This is a genomic window from Corynebacterium incognita (assembly GCF_014217255.1).
Classification (GTDB): domain Bacteria; phylum Actinomycetota; class Actinomycetes; order Mycobacteriales; family Mycobacteriaceae; genus Corynebacterium; species Corynebacterium incognitum.
Map to the genome: position 1 here is coordinate 309195 of NZ_CP059404.1, position 17620 is coordinate 326814.

The 17620-nt window shown below is 63.3% G+C and carries 17 protein-coding genes; 9 read left to right on the forward strand and 8 right to left on the reverse strand.

Features of this window, described 5'->3' with window-relative positions; translation table 11 throughout:
- The first annotated feature begins 14 nt into the window (after positions 1–14).
- The 4 genes from H0194_RS01475 to H0194_RS01490 are packed head-to-tail and all read left to right on the forward strand — an operon-like array spanning position 15 to position 3820.
- Positions 15–1163: an ATP-binding protein gene (locus tag H0194_RS01475; protein WP_185176128.1), complete on the forward strand. Its 1149-nt coding sequence runs from the start codon at positions 15–17 to the stop codon at positions 1161–1163.
- Positions 1164–1178: 15 nt separating this feature from the next.
- Positions 1179–2069, forward strand: coding sequence for a PhzF family phenazine biosynthesis protein (locus H0194_RS01480; protein ID WP_185176129.1), 891 nt, complete (start codon positions 1179–1181; stop codon positions 2067–2069).
- Entirely contained in the window at positions 2062–2415 is a 354-nt protein-coding gene (locus H0194_RS01485) for a DUF2200 domain-containing protein (protein WP_185176130.1), read from the forward strand. Before H0194_RS01480 ends, H0194_RS01485 begins: the two co-directional genes overlap by 8 nt.
- Before the next feature lie 16 nt (positions 2416–2431).
- Complete coding sequence (locus H0194_RS01490; RefSeq protein WP_185176131.1) at positions 2432–3820, forward strand: protein adenylyltransferase SelO family protein; 1389 nt, start codon at positions 2432–2434, stop codon at positions 3818–3820.
- Here H0194_RS01490 and H0194_RS01495 read toward each other — a convergent pair.
- Positions 3817–4635, reverse strand: coding sequence for a VOC family protein (locus tag H0194_RS01495; protein ID WP_185176132.1), 819 nt, complete (start codon positions 4633–4635; stop codon positions 3817–3819). The genes H0194_RS01490 and H0194_RS01495 overlap by 4 nt on opposite strands.
- A gap of 6 nt (positions 4636–4641) precedes the next feature.
- On the reverse strand, positions 4642–6141 hold the full coding sequence (gene mqo, locus H0194_RS01500; protein ID WP_185176133.1) for a malate dehydrogenase (quinone): 1500 nt from the start codon (positions 6139–6141) through the stop codon (positions 4642–4644).
- 129 nt (positions 6142–6270) lie between these two features.
- Here mqo and H0194_RS01505 point away from each other — a divergent pair, with 129 nt between their 5' ends.
- The 4 genes from H0194_RS01505 to H0194_RS01520 all read left to right on the forward strand — a co-directional run bounded on the left by H0194_RS01505 (position 6271) and on the right by H0194_RS01520 (position 9602).
- Entirely contained in the window at positions 6271–7254 is a 984-nt protein-coding gene (locus tag H0194_RS01505; protein WP_185176134.1) for an alpha/beta hydrolase, read from the forward strand.
- Positions 7255–7267: 13 nt separating this feature from the next.
- On the forward strand, positions 7268–8641 hold the full coding sequence (mtr, locus tag H0194_RS01510; RefSeq protein ID WP_185176135.1) for a mycothione reductase: 1374 nt from the start codon (positions 7268–7270) through the stop codon (positions 8639–8641).
- A 198-nt stretch (positions 8642–8839) separates the two neighbouring features.
- Positions 8840–9220: a hypothetical protein gene (locus H0194_RS01515; RefSeq protein ID WP_185176136.1), complete on the forward strand. Its 381-nt coding sequence runs from the start codon at positions 8840–8842 to the stop codon at positions 9218–9220.
- 28 nt (positions 9221–9248) lie between these two features.
- On the forward strand, positions 9249–9602 hold the full coding sequence (locus tag H0194_RS01520) for a hypothetical protein (protein ID WP_185176137.1): 354 nt from the start codon (positions 9249–9251) through the stop codon (positions 9600–9602).
- Here H0194_RS01520 and map read toward each other — a convergent pair.
- From map to dxr, 5 genes are read right to left on the reverse strand one after another with little or no spacing between them, the layout of a single operon-like run.
- Positions 9599–10465, reverse strand: a complete 867-nt coding sequence (map, locus tag H0194_RS01525) for a type I methionyl aminopeptidase (protein WP_185176138.1) — start codon at positions 10463–10465, stop codon at positions 9599–9601. The genes H0194_RS01520 and map overlap by 4 nt on opposite strands.
- A gap of 18 nt (positions 10466–10483) precedes the next feature.
- Positions 10484–12292 (reverse strand): penicillin-binding transpeptidase domain-containing protein, encoded by a 1809-nt coding sequence (locus H0194_RS01530; RefSeq protein ID WP_185176139.1) that lies wholly within the window; start codon positions 12290–12292, stop codon positions 10484–10486.
- A gap of 52 nt (positions 12293–12344) precedes the next feature.
- Complete coding sequence (ispG, locus tag H0194_RS01535) at positions 12345–13508, reverse strand: flavodoxin-dependent (E)-4-hydroxy-3-methylbut-2-enyl-diphosphate synthase (RefSeq protein ID WP_185176140.1); 1164 nt, start codon at positions 13506–13508, stop codon at positions 12345–12347.
- A 51-nt stretch (positions 13509–13559) separates the two neighbouring features.
- Positions 13560–14765: a M50 family metallopeptidase gene (locus H0194_RS01540; protein WP_185176141.1), complete on the reverse strand. Its 1206-nt coding sequence runs from the start codon at positions 14763–14765 to the stop codon at positions 13560–13562.
- A gap of 1 nt (position 14766) precedes the next feature.
- On the reverse strand, positions 14767–15933 hold the full coding sequence (gene dxr, locus H0194_RS01545; RefSeq protein ID WP_185176142.1) for a 1-deoxy-D-xylulose-5-phosphate reductoisomerase: 1167 nt from the start codon (positions 15931–15933) through the stop codon (positions 14767–14769).
- Positions 15934–16033: 100 nt separating this feature from the next.
- On the opposite strand from dxr, the gene H0194_RS01550 reads away from it, so the two are divergent.
- Complete coding sequence (locus H0194_RS01550; RefSeq protein ID WP_246388993.1) at positions 16034–16456, forward strand: DUF2631 domain-containing protein; 423 nt, start codon at positions 16034–16036, stop codon at positions 16454–16456.
- Positions 16457–16501: 45 nt separating this feature from the next.
- On the opposite strand, the gene rlmN is transcribed toward H0194_RS01550, so the two are convergent.
- A complete protein-coding gene (gene rlmN, locus H0194_RS01555; protein ID WP_185176144.1) occupies positions 16502–17614 on the reverse strand; it encodes a dual-specificity RNA methyltransferase RlmN in 1113 nt (370 codons plus the stop codon).
- Positions 17615–17620 lie beyond the last annotated feature (6 nt).

Genomic DNA, 17620 nt, shown 5'->3' on the forward strand with positions numbered 1-17620 from the left:
CTAAAGTGGCATGCATGAACGATTCGCTGCACAACCCCTTCCGCCCCACGTTCGGCGCCTCGCCCCGCTACTGGGCCGGTCGTGCCAGTGCCCTCAATGACTACGACGAGGCCATCGGTGCCGGCCCCGGGCACCCACACCGCAGCCTGGTGCTCAGCGGCTCGCGCGGCATCGGCAAGACCGTCCTACTCAGCGAACTCGAAGACCGCGCCCGCGCCCACGGCTGGCTCATCCTGCGCACCCCAAGCACTCCTGGAATGGCGGGCCGGCTGGTAGATTCCATCATCCCGGAAGCGCTCCACACTTTTCGCGGCCGCGCCAAGCGTCGGGACATCACGGGCTTGCGCGTCATGGGCCTAGGGTCCATCTCTACGGATCTCGACGCCGAGGCGGAACCCACCCCCACGCTTACCTCGCGCATGCACCAGCTTGCCGACGCCCTAGCGCCGCACAACACCGGATTTGTCATTTCCGTCGACGAAGTCCAAGACGCGGACCCTACGGACCTCCACGAGCTAGCCACGGCCTACCAGGATCTCATTCGCGACGACAAGAACGTCAGCCTGATCGTCGCGGGACTGACCCACGGCGTCGACACGCTGCTGGACCTGCCAGGCACCACGTTCATGCGCCGCGCCCGCCGCTTCGACTTAGGCCCGCTCACCGACGACGACGCACAGCAAGCCCTCCTCCACACCGCCCGCGGCTCCGGGATCGAGATGACCGAGGAGGCGGCCACCCGCGCAGCACTGGTGGCGCAGGGTTATCCCTACCTCGTGCAGCTGGTGGGATCGCTGGCGTGGGATGTGGCACGCCGCGCGGGCAGGGCGTCGATAAGCCCGGACGACATCCTCGCCATCGAACGCGAAGCCATCGACACCATCGCCCTGCAAGTACACCACCCGTCCATGAAAGGGGTCCCCGACGGCCAGCGCAATGTCCTCCTCGCCATGGCACGGGTGATGGGCGAGGACAATCACCCCGTGGCGGTGGCGGACATCGCCGCGGAGATGGGCAAAACCACCAAGGGCCTCAGCGACTCTCGGCACAAGCTCATCGCCCGGGACCTCATTGCGCCTGCCGGGTGGGGCGAGGTGGAGTTCGTGCTGCCGTATTTTAAGGAATACCTCGGCAGTGGTGGCCGCACGTCGAAGCTGCACTAGCTACACTATTAACCCATGGAGCGCGAATATTTCGAGTTAGACGTCTTTGGCACCGGCCCTTTTACCGGCAACCCTGTTGCCGTGGTGATGGGCGCGGATGATTTCACCACCGAGGAAATGCAGGCCATCGCCTCGTGGACAAATTTCTCAGAGACCACCTTCGTGCTCACGCCCACGGATCCGCGCGCAGACTACCGAGTGCGCATCTTCTCCCCCTACACCGAGTTCCCCTTTGCCGGGCACCCGACATTGGGCACGGCGCGCGCCTGGCGCGAGGCCGGCGGCGAGCCGCAGATCGCGGGCAACATCGTGCAGGAATGCGCGGTGGGGCTGGTGGAGATCCAGGAAGAAACCATCCGCAACGCGCAGGAGCGCAAGGAGACTATCTTCTCCTTTGCCACCCCGGATCTGCAGCGCGGCGGCGAGGTGGACGACGCCGACCTGGCGGCAATCATTCAGTCCTGCGGCCTCCAGCGTGACGACGTCGTAGCCGCGGTGTGGGGCGACAACGGCCCCGGCTGGATCATCGTGCAGCTGAAGAGCGCCGCCGCGGTGCGGGAGGTCAAGGTCCAAGAAAATGCGATGAAATTCGGGCTCGTTGGCTTCGTTGCCGACGACGAGGCGGTGGACGAGGGCCCGCTGTACGAGGTCCGCGCGTTTACCGGCACCCGTGAGGATCCGGTGACCGGCTCGCTCAACGGCGCGGTGGCGCAGTGGCTGCGCGAGCGTGATGAGGTCCCGGAGATCTACACCGCCATGCAGGGCAGTCAGGTGGGCCGCGCAGGCCTGGTGCACGTCTACGACGATGGCGCGAATATCTGGATTGGTGGCGCCGTGGACGTGCACGTGCGTGGCACCATGTTCCCGCACGCCAACTCGCTCAAGGAGGATGGCGCGGATGAGTGAGCACCGTATCTTCTCCATGCCTTTTGCCGAGGTGTACCCGCACTACGTCAACAAGGCTGAGCGCAAGGGGCGCACGAAGGCAGAGGTACACGAGATCATCACGTGGTTGACGGGATATTCCGATAGTGACATCGCCGCCGTGGTGGACAACCGGGTCACCTTCCGGGACTTCTTCGCGCAGGCACCGGCTATGAACGCTAACCGGGAGCTCATTACCGGATCCGTGTGCGGCGTGAAGGTCCAGGAGATCGAGGACGACCTCATGCGCGAAATTCGCTACCTGGACAAGCTCATCGACGAGCTGGCACGCGGAAAGAAGATGGAATCCATCCTGCGCGCGGGCTAGAACTACAGTGGGGGTTGTGAAAGCACCCGTATTTACTCACGACTACGCCCTCCGCTTCCCTACGCTGACCGCGCCCAGCCACGGCGAGGAGCACCCCCGGCCGCAGCTGGTGGTACTTAATGAGGCCTTAGCGCTGGAGCTCGGCCTCGACCCGGAGTGGTTGGCCAGCCCCGCGGGCATCGACTTCCTGCTCGGCCACGGCGACAAGCCAGTGGCCATGGCGTATGCGGGGCACCAGTTCGGCCAGCTGAGCCCCGTGCTTGGCGACGGCCGCGCGCTCCTTCTCGGCGAATGGCACACGCCTGCGGGTGACGTGGTGGACCTGCACGCGAAGGGTATCGGCCGCACCCCGTACTCCCGCCCCGGCTCGGACGGGCGTGGCACACTGGCCTCGATGCTGCGCGAGTACCTCCACTCCGAGTACCTGCACGCAGTCGGCGCGCCTACCGCCCGTAGCCTCGCAGTGATCGTGACGGGCATCGCGATCCAGCGCCAGGGCTTCGGCAGCGTGCCCGTCCAGCCCGCGGCAGTGGGTGTGCGGGCGGCGGCGTCACACCTGCGCATCGGCACGGTGCAATTCGCCGCGATGCACCTGGGCGAACACGCCGTCAATGACCTGCTGGACTACGCGGCGCAACGCCACTATCCCGACGTTGCCAAGGAGCCGCACCCGCAGGAGCGCCGCCGCGAGCTGTTCCGGCGCGTCATGGAAACCCAGGCCGACACCGTGGCAAAATGGATGCGCCTTGGCTTCATCCACGGCGTTATGAACACGGACAACACCACGCTCTCCGGCGAAACCATCGACTTCGGCCCGTGCGCCTACGCCGAGAACTTCGACCTGGACACGTGCTACTCCTCCATCGACACCGGCGGGCGCTACGCCTTCGGCCACCAACCCGATATCGTGCACTGGAACCTGGCACAGTTCGCGCAGGCCATTGTGCCCTCACTCGGGCTGGACTGGGCACAAGAAGCCGTCGATTCCTTCCCCGCTATCTGGGCCCGAGCGCACGCGGCCGAACAAGCCCGTGCACTGGGTGTTTCGCCCGCGGACACCGAGATCCTTAACGGCTGGGACGAGGTGCTGTCCGCTCAGCACCCGGACCTCAATTCGGTACACCGCGCGCTTGCCGACGCCGATGAAGGAGCACTCCGCGACCTCCTCCAGGCCCCGGAATGGGTGGCGCAGTGGCGCGGCAAGGCAACGCCCCCGCGCAACCCCCGGCTCATCCCCCGCAACCTGCGGGTCGAGGAAGCTCTACAGGCGGCGACGAACGGCGACCTACGCAAGTTCAACGCCTTGTCCGGCGCGCTCCAGCAGCCCTTTGCTGAGCCCGACCCGATTTTCCTCCAGCCGAGCGGCGACGGCCTTGCGGGCTACCGCACCTTCTGCGGGACCTAAAAGTCCGCGATCTGGATCTTCTTCATCGCCATGAGCTTGTCGTAAGCGTCGGGGCGCTCCATCAGCTCAGCAAGGTTATCGGGCACGACTTGCCAAGACAGCCCGAAACGATCCACAAGCCAGCCGCATTGCTCGGCGGCCGGGACGTCGGACAGCGCTTCCCACATCGCGTCCAACTCGGCCTGCCCGTGCGCATTGAGCAACAGCGACGCACCGGTGCTGAAGCTAAAGTCTTGGGGCACACCAGAGTCCATCAAGGCGATGGGCTCGCCGGCGATTTCGATAGTGCCGTACAACAGCTCACCGGAAGAGGTGGGCACGAGGTCGCCCACCGCGGCGTCGGGAAGCGCGCCGGTATAAAACGTCGCGGCCTCCGTGCCGCGGCCTTGGGCTTCGCCACACAACATCAGGCATGGCTGCACACCGTTGTCCGCGGCAGCTCCGAAAACCTGCCAGCTCACGCCAAACTTGTCCTCCACCCACGCGTACTCCGCGGCGAAAGGATACTCCCCGAATTCCATGAGAACCCGGCCCTCGGCGGACAGTGACTGGGCCACCTCCCGCGCCCCAGATGGAAGGCGCAGGTGCAGGCTCAGCGACGGGTTCGGCCGAAACTGCGGACCGCCGTTAATGAAGGTAACCCGGTAACCGTAGAACTCAAGGTCCACGAGCAGCGTCCCGCCGATTCGCGGGCCTGCCGGGTACCGCACATGGGCGGCGCAGGTGACGGCGGCGTCGCCAAGCACCTGCTGGTAATAGCCGACGATGTCCTCGCCGACCGCATCAGCCCAAAAATTGGGCACGACCTTCTGCATCGCCCCCTACTGATCGAGCTTCAGAGTGGACTGGGTGAACTCCCACATCTCGTCGAACATCTTGCTATCGCGGCCGAGCTTGGTGCCGTACGACGGGACCATCTCGTAGATCTTGTCAGCCCACTCGATCATGTGCTCGCCGAAGCAACGCTCCAACAGCTCCAGCATCGCAGCCGGCGCGATGGAAGCGCCCGGGGACGCACCCAGCAGGCCGGCAATGGTGCCTTCCTGGTTGTTGATGGTGGCGGTGCCGAACTCCAGGGAGCCGAACTTCGGGGCGTACTGCGGCTTGATCACCTGGACGCGCTGGCCAGCCACGACGGTCTCCCAGTCCTCCGGGCGGGCCGACGGCACGTACTCACGCAGCACCTCGACGCGATCCTCGAAGTCCTTCATGACCTCGGAGATCAGGTACTTGGTGAGATCGAATTCCTGCACCGCAACGCCCAGGTAGGAACCCAGGTTGGACGGGCGGATGGACTTGAACAGGTCGGTGTAGCTGCCCTTCTTGAGGAACTTCGGGCTCCAGCCGCCGTATGGGCCAAACAACAGGCCCTTTTGGCCGTCGATGACGCGGGTGTCCAGGTGCGGCACGGACATCGGCGGAGCGCCGACCTTGGCCTTGCCGTAGACCTTGGCGTCATGCTGCTCGATGAGCTCCGGGTTCTTAGCGCGCAGCCACATGCCGGAAACCGGGAAGCCCGCGTAGCCGTGCACCTCAGACACACCCGCCTTGCGGAGCAGGTCCAGGGCGTAGCCGCCGGCGCCGACGAAGACAAAGTTCGCGCGCACCACGGTGGTGTCGCCGGTGTGGACGTTCTTGGTGAAGATCTTCCACTTCTTGCCATCGCGCTTAATCTTTACGACCTCGTGGCCGTAACGAATCTCGGTACCCGCGGCCTTGGCGGCGGTGAGGAACTGCTTGGTCAGCGCACCGAAGTTGATGTCGGTTCCGACGTCGGTCCAAGAAATGGCGACCTTCTCCTTGGAGTAGTCGCGGTCCTTGGCCATGAGCGGCAGCTTCTCGGCAAAGGTGGCCTCATCGTCGGTGAACTGCATGTCCGGGAACATGTAGTTGTTGGACAGAGCCTCGTAGCGCTTACGCAGGTACGCGATCTGCTCATCGCCCTGAGCAAAAGACATGTGTGCTACTGGATTGAGGAACTCGCGCGGGTCCGTGAGGATGCCGTTGTTGAGCTGATGGGACCAGAACTGGCGAGAAATCTGGAACTTCTCGTTGATCGTCACAGCCTTGGTGATATCGATCTTGCCGTTCTTTTCCGGGGTGTAGTTGAGCTCGCACAGCGCGGAGTGACCGGTACCGGCGTTGTTCCACGGGGAGGAGGATTCCAGCGCGGGGCCGTCGAGACGCTCGAATACCATCTGGGTCCAGCTGGGTTCCAGCTCTCGCAGCATGGCGCCGAGCGTGGCGCTCATCACGCCAGCGCCGATAAGCGCTACATCGACCTCATCAGAAACTGGTGCGTTCTTTTTAGGTGTGGACACCTGTTATACCTCTTCATTTTAGAATTCGGGAACAACAATTGGCATCTAGCTTACGCCTTAAATAAATTAATGTGACATCACCACCACTGCCGGATGAAGATTTTTCACTTTTGGCTATCCTGGAAAACCATGGACTTGGTGTGGTGCAATGACATTCTCGGTGACGATTTTCAGGTCACCTTCCTTCCGCTTGGCGACGACCCCGACGGTGAAACCCCCGTGCGCGCCGCACTCGTGCGTTACCAACCCGACGCGGCGGAGTCGCTCGCGGGGCGCCCCGCTCTGCTGCTGGTACATGGCATGACGGACTACTTCTTCCAAGAGCACGTCGCACACCATTACCACGAGCTGGGTTACGCGGTGTACGGCTTAGACCTGCGCAAGTGTGGCCGCGCCCGCACTGAGGGTCAGCGCTGGCACTATGTGACGACGTTGGACCACTACTTCGTGGACCTCGAGGCAGCGTCCGATGCCCTGATGGCTGAGCACCCTCAGTGCACCATCATGGCTCACTCCACCGGCGGCCTCATCTGCGCACTGTGGCTCAACCACCTTCGCGAGACCGATCCGGTACGCCACGGTTGGTTCCACGGCCTTATTCTCAACAGCCCGTGGCTGGGGATGATGGTTCCGCCGCAAGTGGAAAAGGCGCTGCGGCCGATCGTGACGTTCTTTGGCGGATACTTCCCTCGCCTCCCCTTGCCGGGCAAGGGCATGACTGGGTACGGAGAGTCCCTCCATGCCGCGCATCACGGTGAGTGGACGTACGATCTACGATTCAAGCCCCTGCCCGGCCACCCCAAGTATCTGGGTTGGCTACGCGCCGTGGTGCTCGGACAGGACAAGGTGCAGTCGGGAACAGTTGATGTCGGCGTGCCCTTCCTCACACTTTGCTCGAACACCACTCGCCTGGGCAAGCCCTATTCTCCAGAAACCGATACCGCGGACGCCATCGTCGACGTTGCGGACATCAAACGTTTCGCGCCCATGCTTGGCGCCGCCGGCGAGCTACACCCTCTGCAAGGCGCCCGCCACGACGTCTACTTATCCCTCCAGCCGGCCCGCGAGGAAGCTTTGCGCGTGACGGATCGTTGGCTTAAGCAGAACCAATAAGAAGGAGAGCTTCATGACCCAGGTGGATGCCCACTACGACCTCATCATCGTCGGTACCGGCTCCGGCAACTCGATCCCGAGCCCGGAATTCGATGACAAATCCATCGCCATCGTAGAGAAGGGAACGTTTGGCGGCACCTGCCTGAACGTGGGCTGCATCCCGACCAAGATGTTCGTGTACGCGGCGGACACCGCTGTAGCCACGCGTTCTGCAGACAAGCTGGGCCTGTCGGCTGAGGTGACCGACGTAGATTGGAAAGCCATGGTGGAGCGCATCTTTGCCAACCGCATTGACAAGATCGCGGCCGGTGGCGAGGAGTACCGGCGCGGCCCGGAAACCCCCAATATCGACGTCTACGACGAGCACGCGCGCTTCGTCGCGCCGAAAACTCTGCGCACCGGCGACAAGGTCATTTCCGGCGAGCAGATTGTCATCGCGGCCGGCTCACGCCCCATGCTGCCGGACGTGTACGCGCAGGCACGCCAGGCGGGCCTGCCGGTCTACACCAGCGACGACATCATGCGCCTCGACGAGCAGCCGCGCCGACTCATCGTGGTGGGCGGCGGATTCATCGCTATGGAGTTCGCCCACGTCTTTGACGGCTTAGGCACCGAGGTCACCATCGTCAACCGGTCGGAGCCTCTGCTGAAGTTCCTCGACGCCGACCTCGCTGAGCGCTTCAACGCCGTGACGCGAGAGCGTTTCGACGTCCGGACCGGCGTCACCGCCACGGCCGTCTCCGAATCCGGCCTCACCCTCTCCGATGGCACCACACTAGAAGCCGACGCCATCCTCGTGGCCACCGGCCGCATCCCCAACGGCGACCACATGGACCTGCACCTAGGCGGCGTCGACATGCTTGACGACGGCCGCGTCAAGGTCGACGAGTACGGACGCACGACCGCCGAAGGCGTGTGGGCGCTGGGTGATGTCTCCTCGCCTTACATGCTCAAGCACGTGGCCAACGCTGAGCAGCGCGCGGTATCGCACAACCTGTTGCACCCGGAGGATTTGCGGTCGATGCCCCACGAGTTTGTTCCCTCCGCAGTGTTTACGAACCCGCAGATTGCCACCGTGGGCATGACGGAGAAACAGGCCCGCGAGGCGGGGCACGACGTGACGGTGAAGGTGCAAAACTATGGCGACGTTGCGTACGGCTGGGCGATGGAGGACTCCACGGGCGTCGTGAAGCTGGTGGCTGACAAGAAGTCTGGGCGTCTGCTTGGCGCGCACTTCTTTGGCCCACAGGCTTCGACGCTCATCCAGCAGCTCATCACGGTCATGGTTTACGACATTGACCTGCGGGATTTCGCGCGGAAGCAGTACTGGATCCACCCTGCTCTCCCCGAGGTGACGGAGAACGCTATTCTCGGTTTGGAGCTGTAGCGTTACGTGACAAGAATCACTTTTCGAAATTGAGGGCCAAACACTTCCTGTTTATGCAGGTCGACGCATTTATTTAAAATGCAGGGTTTTCGCCTAGCTTGAGAGAGCATTCCCAAACCATGAGCTTTTGGTTATGGTGTCGTGTGAACACCGGTGTTTCAGCAATTTGTACACAACCCGAAAGTTTGAGGATTTACAATGCGTTCATTCCGTACCGCAGCTGTTGCAGGCGCCACCGCCCTGGCAGTGGCATTCGGCGGCACCACCGTAGCCGGCGCCCAGACCGCTGGCGACGCAGACGCGATCGAGGTCCACGAGGACACCACCGTCACTGGTGGCGCTAACGACAACGGTGAGACCGGCGGCTCCCTCTCTTCCAAGATTGGCTCCACGACCGACGCCACCGACCCGGCTAACGGCACCGCCATCTTCGGCTCCTCCAAGGAAGGCTTCGGCGAGCAGCCGGCGTGGGCAAAGATCATGTACGGCGCGACCATCCTGGGTGTAGTAGGCACCTTCATCGGCGCTATCGTCGGCCCGATCTACAACTACATCCACCACGGCCCGCACCACTTCTAAGCTCTCAAGGAAAGAAGGAACAAATACAATGCGTAACTTCCGTAAGGCTGCCGTTGCAGCAGCTACTGCACTGACCGTCGGCATGGCCGGCACCACCGTTGCTTCCGCTCAGTCCTCCGTGACCCAGCTGGGTCAGGACTGGGGCGCCTACACCGTTGAGGACGGCCAGGCCGTCGTCAAGGATGAGAACCAGGTGACCGGCGCCGAGCTGTGGGGCACCGAGACCGCCGACGACGTCCCGGAGTGGGCATCCAAGTGGAAGACCGCCACCATCATCGGCGCGGTTGCTTCCGGTATCGGCGGCGTGATTGCTGCGTACAACTACGCGGTGTACAACAACATCATCCCGCAGCACTTCCTGGATCCGATTTTCCGCCGCTAAGCGTCGGGCAACGTGAGAATCTCGTTGCCATCCTCGGTGATGACGATGGTGTGTTCACACTGCGCGGTAAATTTGCCGTCACGGTTTTGAATGGTCCAGTCGTCATCCCACACGTCGTAGTCCAGCGAGCCCAGGTTAATCATGGGCTCGATGGTCAACGTCATGCCGGGCTCGAGGACGTCCCGGTAGATCATGGAGTCATGGTGGAGCACGATGAGCCCATTGTGGAACGTCGGGCCCACGCCATGGCCGGTGAAATCCCGCACTACGTTGTAACCGAAACGGTTCGCGTAGGACTCAATCACGCGTCCGATCACGTTGATTTCGCGTCCCGGCTTCGCCGCCTTGATGCCACGCATCGTCGCTTCCTTGGTGCGCTCCACCAACAGACGATGCTCCTCGCTGACGTTTCCCGCCAGGAAGGTCGCGTTGGTGTCGCCGTGGACGCCATTTTTGTACGCAGTGACGTCGATGTTGACGATGTCCCCATCCTCAATCACCGTGCTGTCCGGGATTCCGTGACACACGATCTCGTTGAGAGACACACAGCTCGACTTGGGGAAATGGCGATATCCTAACGTCGACGGGTACGCGCCGTGGTCGCACATGTACTCGTGGGCCACGCGGTCCACTTCGTCTGTGGTCACGCCGGGAGCCACTGCCCTGCCAGCCTCCTGCAGCGCATTCGCCGCAATCTTGGACGCCTCACGCATCGCCTCGATGGTCTCGGGCGTCTGGACGAAAGGCTCGCCGATGTTTTCTTGAACCTCGTCCTTCCACACGTATTCCGGGCGCTCAATATCCTTGGGCACGGTCCGGACGGGGGTCGGCTTACCTGGTACTAGTTTTCCGCTTCGAGTCATGCCCTCTATGGTAGCCCCCTAGTTCTTCTCCAAGCCCGTGGTGGTCTTGCGATACTCGTCAAGGTTGTTAAAGAACTGGTCAGTCATCGATACAGACACATCAGAGCCACCGCCGAGTACCACGAGCGTCGCAAAGGCAATATCGCCGCGATACCCTGTAAACCAAGCGTGCGAACCGCCGTTGACCTCGGCCTCACCTGTCTTGCCGTAGACCTCTCCCCGTCCCTGAATCCCGCGACCGGTGCCTTCAGTCACCGTGGCGCGCATGAGAGTGCGCAGGTTGTCCAGCGTGTGCCGATCCAGCTTCTTCGACGCCGCGGACTTCGTCTTGTGCGTGGAAATCAGGTACGGGTTCGGGGTCTTGCCCGCCGCGACCGTCGCAGAGACAAGCGCCATGCCGAACGGGCTCGCAAGGTCGTAGCCCTGGCCGTAACCAGCCTCGGTCTTCTCCAGGGCCGTCTCGCCCTCCGGAATCGAACCGGTGATTGTGGTCAGTCCCGGAATCTTGTAATCACGGCCCAGTCCGAACTGCTCGCCGATCTTCTTCAGCTCGCCCTTCTCCAGGCGCGTGGAAATATCCGCGAAGGTGGTGTTGCACGATTGCGCGAACGCCTCGCGCAAGGGAACATTGCCGAGCGCGAAGCCGTTGTAGTTGGTTACCACTCGGCCGTAGATGTCCATGGTTCCCGGACACGGCACGATGGCTTCAGAATTCAGCTGCTGCTTCTGCAGGCCTGCCGCGGCGGTGACGATCTTAAACACAGAGCCCGGCGGGTACTGGCCCGCCAGCGCGACGTCGCCTTTCTCGTCAGCCTTGTCCGTTTGCGCCACAGCCAGGATTTCGCCTGTCGACGGCCGCATAGCCACCATCATCGCTTCCAACTCCGGGCGCATGTCCACGGCCTTCTCCGCGGCGCGCTGAACGTCGTAGTCCAAGCCCAGTGTGATGGCTGGGGCGGGCTGTGGAGCCTCCTCGACGACCGTGTCGAGGGCGGCACCGTTTTCGTTGACGATGGAGATGTTCCACCCGGCGGCCCCCTCGACGTCCTCGTTGACGATGGTGCGCACGCGGGCCATGATGTCGGGGGCGAAACCACGGTCACGGCTAACGAGGGCCGGTTCCTGATTAACGCGCACACCTTCGGTGCCTTGAAGCTGTTCCTCGATACGGCGGCCGGTGTTCTCGTCGAGGGTCGCCACGGAGTAGGACCCGCTGGCGCCATCGAGGGCGTCGGCAAGCTCGCGGGCATCGATGTCCTTGTCGGAGGCTGCGTTGATAACCTCGGCAACCTCGGCGGCCAGCGGCCGCGGGTCGGCGACCTTATCGATGTCTACCACCACGCGGTACGTCAGGCCGGGCTTGAGCAGCTCAACACCGTCGGAGCTGACCACGCTCGCGCGCGGCGCCTCCTCCGCCCGCAACTCCAGGTGCTGGTTGGCGCCCAGCTGCGGGTGTACCGCGGAGGGCTGCCACCGCACGAGCCACGAGCCCTCGGCTTTAGTGAGGGTCATGGAGGTGTCGTAAGTCAGCTCGCGGTCTTTGGGCAGATCCCAGGAGACTGTGTAATGCGCGGTGGCGACGGATTCATCTTGCGTGACTTCGTTGAGCGTGGTGGTCACGCCCTCGGCTTGCAAGCCGGTGAAAGTCTCGGTGAGCACCGAGGATGCGGCCTGCGGATCGTCGACGATACCCTCGAGCTCTGGGGCAGCGAAGGCGTCGAGGAATTGCTGCGCCGTCGGCTTCGCCGAGACCGGTTTAGGGGTGCACGCCACGAGCGACGCCGCACACACGAGCACCGTGCACAAGAAAGCCACCGACCTGTTCATAGAGGTGAACATTAGCAGGTCGGTGGCTAATTTCGGGGGCGCGACTCCAGTTTTACTTGGTGACGCGAACCTCGGCCTTAGCACCTTCGATGGCCTCCAGGCCCTGCTCGTCGGCGATGCGCATGGCCTCCTCGATGAGGGTTTCCACAATCTTGTCCTCAGGCACGGTCTTAACAACTTCACCCTTGACGAAGATCTGGCCCTTGCCGTTGCCGGATGCTACGCCGAGGTCGGCGTCGCGGGCCTCGCCCGGGCCGTTGACCACGCAGCCCATGACGGCCACGCGGAGCGGGAACTCCATGCCGTCGAGGCCAGCGGTGACCTCCTCAGCCAGCTTGTACACGTCCACCTGGGCGCGACCACAGGATGGGCAGGACACGATTTCCAGTTTGCGCGGACGCAGGTTTAGCGACTGCAGAATCTGGTCGCCGACCTTGATCTCCTCCACAGGATCCGCGGACAAAGATACGCGAATGGTGTCGCCGATGCCGTCAGCCAGCAGCGAGCCAAAGGCCACCGAGGACTTAATGGTGCCCATGAACTTCGGGCCTGCCTCGGTCACGCCCAGGTGCAGCGGGTAATCAGTCTGCTCCGCCAGCTGGCGGTAAGCCTCCACCATGAGCACCGGGTCGGAGTGCTTGACGGAGATCGCAATATCGCCGAAGCCGTGCTCCTCGAACAAGCCCGCCTCGTACATCGCGGACTCCACCAGAGCCTCCGGAGTAGCCTTGCCATACTTTTCCAGCATCCGCTTGTCCAGGGAGCCGCCGTTCACGCCAATGCGGATTGGGATGCCCGCGTCACCAGCAGCCTTAGCCACTTCCTTGACGCGGCCATCGAACTCCTTAATGTTGCCCGGGTTCACGCGCACGGCGGCGCAGCCCGCGTCAATAGCGGCGAAGATGTACTTCGGCTGGAAATGAATGTCCGCAATGACCGGAATGGGAGACTTGCGCGCGATCTCCGGCAGCGCCTCCGCGTCAATGGTCTTCGGGCATGCCACGCGGACGATGTCGCAACCCGCGGTCGCCAGCTGCGCGATCTGCTGCAGGGTCGCGTTGACGTCGTTAGTTTTCGTCGTAGTCATCGACTGCACCGAAATCGGGTGATCCGAACCCACGCCCACCGGGCCCACAAACAGCTGGCGCGTCTTACGACGCGGCGCCAGCGTCGGTGGTGGGCCGTCCGGAATTCCGAGTCCGATAGGGGTAGACATAATGCTCCTACATGCTTGGTGTTTATTGTGAATTCTTTCCCACTCTAGCACTCAGCCAAAAAGCCGGATCGGGTTGACCACGTCCGCCACAATGGTGATGGCACCCACCGTCAACAGCAGTGCCGCCACTGCGTAGGTCACCGGCATCAGTCCGGAATAGTCTGCCGGTCCACCCGGCCGGAGCCCGCGCATCCGGCGCAGCGCGTCCCGAATCTTCTCATAAAACACCACCGCGATGTGGCCCCCGTCAAACGGCGGCAGCGGAATGAGATTAAACAACGCTAGAAAATAATTCAGCGACACCAGCAGCATGAAGAACGACGGCCACAGGCTCCGCTCCACCAGCTCGCCACCCACCCGGGAGGCGCCCACGACGCTCATCGGGGATTCCTCGTCGCGTTCGGCGCCAAAGATGGAGGCCACCACACCGGGAATCTTCGCCGGGAACTGCGCGATGCCGTCGATCGTGGCGTCGAGAAGCTGCACCGACAGGTGCACCACCGCCGGCGCGGCCTCCAGTGGCCCGTAGGTACGTACGATGTTTAGCGGTTTGTTGGCCAGCCCGACGGCGCCGGCCTCGACGAGCTCGCCCTGGGCATTGAGCCGCTTGACGACGTCCGGGGTTACAGCCACGTCCTTCACCTCGCCGCCGCGCTCCACGGTGAAGATGACTTCCTCGCCGGGGCGCACGAGCACGTAGTCACGCACCTCGGCGAAGGACTTCACTTCCTCGCCGTCCAAGGCCACGATGACGTCATCGGCAGCGATGCCGGCGCGCTCACCTGCGCCCGGCCCGGAGCACTTCTCCAGCTCTCCGTCGGTCCGCTGGTCCGCCGAGCAGGACAGCTCCCCCACCCGCGGCCGGGTGTCAGCCGTGGGGTCCGGGATGCCGGAGCTCACCGCGATGAAATACAAGATGATAAGCCCCAGCAGGAGGTTGACGATCACACCGCCGGACAGCACGATGACGCGCTGCCACCACGGCCGTTTATACATCGCGAGTGGCTCCTCCTCGGGGGTCAGCGGGTCCTCGCCCGTCATACCCGCGATATCACAGAACCCGCCCAGCGGCAGTGCCGCCAAGCCGTACTCGGTGTGGCCGCGGCGAAACGACGCCACCTTCGGTCCGAAGCCGATATAGTAGCGCCGCACACGCATACCGAAGGCGCGAGCCGTGAGCATGTGCCCGGCCTCGTGCAGCGCAATGGTCAGCCCGATGCCTAGGGCAAAGAGCGCGATGCCTAACAGGTTTGTCATCCTACTTCTCGATCTGATCCACGAGCGCGTTGGCGCGCGCCCGCGCCTCCTTCTCTACGGCGAGCACGTCCGCGACGTCGCGTGGCACCACAGCAAACTCATTTGCCTGCGCCAGCGTCTCGCCAACGACGTCCACAATCTGCGGGAAATGAATCCGACCAGCCAGGAACGCGGCGGCCGCTTCCTCGTTAGCCGCGTTGTACACAGCCGGGGTGGTCCCTCCAGCGGCCGCGGCCTCGCGAGCTAAGCGCACTGCGGGGAAGTTCTCCTCGTCCAACGGCTCGAAACGCCACTCGTGCGCGGTGGAAAAGTCCAGTGCTTGCTGTGCGCCCGGCACGCGCTCGGGCCAGTTGATTGCCAGCGAGATAGGAAGCTTCATCGACGGCGGCGAGGCCTGCGCAATCGTGCAGCCATCCGTAAACGTCGCCATGGAGTGGATGATGGACTGTGGGTGGACGGTGACGTCGATGCGCTCGGCGGGGACGTCGAAAAGCAACGTCGCCTCGATGAGTTCCAAGCCCTTATTCACCAGCGTCGCGGAGTTCAAAGTGTTCATCTGCCCCATGGACCACGTGGGGTGCTGTGCCGCCTGCTGCGGGGTGACGCCCCACATGTCCGCTCGGGTCTGGCCGCGGAACGGACCGCCGGAGGCCGTGAGCACCAGCGAGTCCAGCTCGCGGCGCTGCCCCGCCCACAGGCACTGCGCCATCGCGGAGTGCTCGGAATCCACAGGCACGATCTGCCCCGGTCCCGCGGCGTCCATGACCAGCTGGCCGCCGGCCACGAGGGACTCCTTGTTAGCCAGCGCGAGTGTCGCGCCCCGCTCCAGCGTGGCCAGCGTCGCACCCAGGCCCAGAGAGCCAACGAGCGCGTTGAGTACTGTATCCGCGGCGACGTCGCGCACGAGCTGCTCCGCGGCGTCGTCGCCGTAACGCACCGCCGCGCCTAATTCGCCGGTGACGACGGCCGCGGCGTCGGCACGCGCCACAGCAATGTGGTCAGCAGAAAGGTTGAAGGCGCGCGCCTGCTCCACCACCAACGCCGGATCACTGCCTCCCGCAGCGATACCCACCAACTCGAAGTTATCGGGGTTAGCAGCCATAACCTCCAGCGCTTGCGTGCCGATCGAGCCAGTAGAGCCGAGAACTAAAATTCGCTTTTTACTCACGCTGGCCTATCATAATCGACACCTCGGGGGTATTAATCGCCAAGCGGTGACAAATGTTCTAAAATACTGGGAGAGTTTAATGACCTGCGAAGGAGAGCACGTGTCTTCCCACAAGAACGAGTACGAGGTATTCGACGGCGTTTCCACCGAGGACGTCCCATCTGCCGGCTTCGGTTGGAGCCGCACCCCACGCTCCGGCGTGCAGATCTTCGGCTGGATCTCCGTATTCACCCTCTTGATGTACAACTTCGGAAACCACGAGGGCCACGTGGAGACTATTTGGCTGTTCCTGTGCGCCGCACTTATCGCCATCGGCCTGCTCATCCACATGTTCCAGCCGAAGCTGAACCAGGTCCGCACCCTCACCGGCCGCAACCAGCCGGCGGGCTACCAGGAGTACGACTGGACCTACGACCAGAAGACCGTGTCCAACCGCTACTCCGAGCTTAACGACGCCCAGCTGCGCGCCCTCAACATCGAGCCCTCCCGCGTGGCTCACCTGCGCGCCGAGCTCAATAAGTAAGCTCCGCGTAACGAAGCCCCAGGCCGCCAGGCCCGGGGCTATTTTTTATGCGCTAGCTTGCTCGCGCTCTTCGGCAGCGAGCTGACCGCAGGCGGCGGCGATTTCCTGCCCCTTGGTGTCGCGCACGGTGCACGGCACGCCTTGGGCCTGGACACGGCGGACAAACTCCTCCTGCTGCGCCTTCGGAGACGCATCCCATTCCGAGCCTGGTGTCGGGTTAAGCGGGATGACGTTAACGTGCACCTTAGTGCCCAGAGCTTCCTTCAGCTTGCGGCCGAGCATGTCGGCGCGGAAATTCTGGTCATTCTTGTCCCGGATCAGCGCGTACTCGATGGACACGCGGCGCGAGGTCTTCTCCACGTAGTACTTCGCGGCGTCGAGGACCTCGTCGACAGACCAGCGATTATTAATGGGGACGAGGGTGTCACGCAGCTCGTCGTCAGGCGTGTGAAGGGAGACGGCGAGCGTGCAGGACAGGTCTTCGTCGGCAAGCTTGCGGATCGCGGGCGCCACGCCCACCGTAGACACGGTGACGTTGCGCATCGAAATGCCAAAACCAAACGGCGCCGGGGCGGTAATTTGGCGCACGGCCTGCACCACGCGCTTGTAGTTTGCCAGCGGCTCACCCATGCCCATGAACACGATGTTGGACAGGCGCCCGCCCTCGGCCTCCATGGTGCGCGCGGCGTGACGGACCTGCTCGACGATCTCCGCGGTGGACAGGTTGCGGTCGAGACCGCCCTGGCCGGTAGCGCAGAAGGGGCACGCCATACCGCAGCCCGCCTGCGAGGAAATGCACAGCGTCGCGCGGCCCGGGTAACGCATGAGCACCGATTCGAGCAAGGTGCCATCGTGAAGCCGCCACAGCGACTTGGAAGTTTCGCCGTCATCAGTCTCGGTGGCCTTGATGGGCGTCATCAGCTCAGGGAACAACGCCTCCCCTACCTGGTCGCGGGCGGCGGCCGGCAGGTCCGTCATCTCCGAGGCGTCGGCGGTATGGTGCACGTAGTAATGAGTGGCGAGCTGCTTAGCGCGGAACTTCGGCAAACCAAGCTCCGCGAGCTTTTCGACGCGCTCGTCCTGATCGAGGTCCGCAAAATGCTTCGGCGGCATGCCACGTCGCGGCGCGGAAAAATTGAGTTTCAGAGATTCAGCCATAATAGT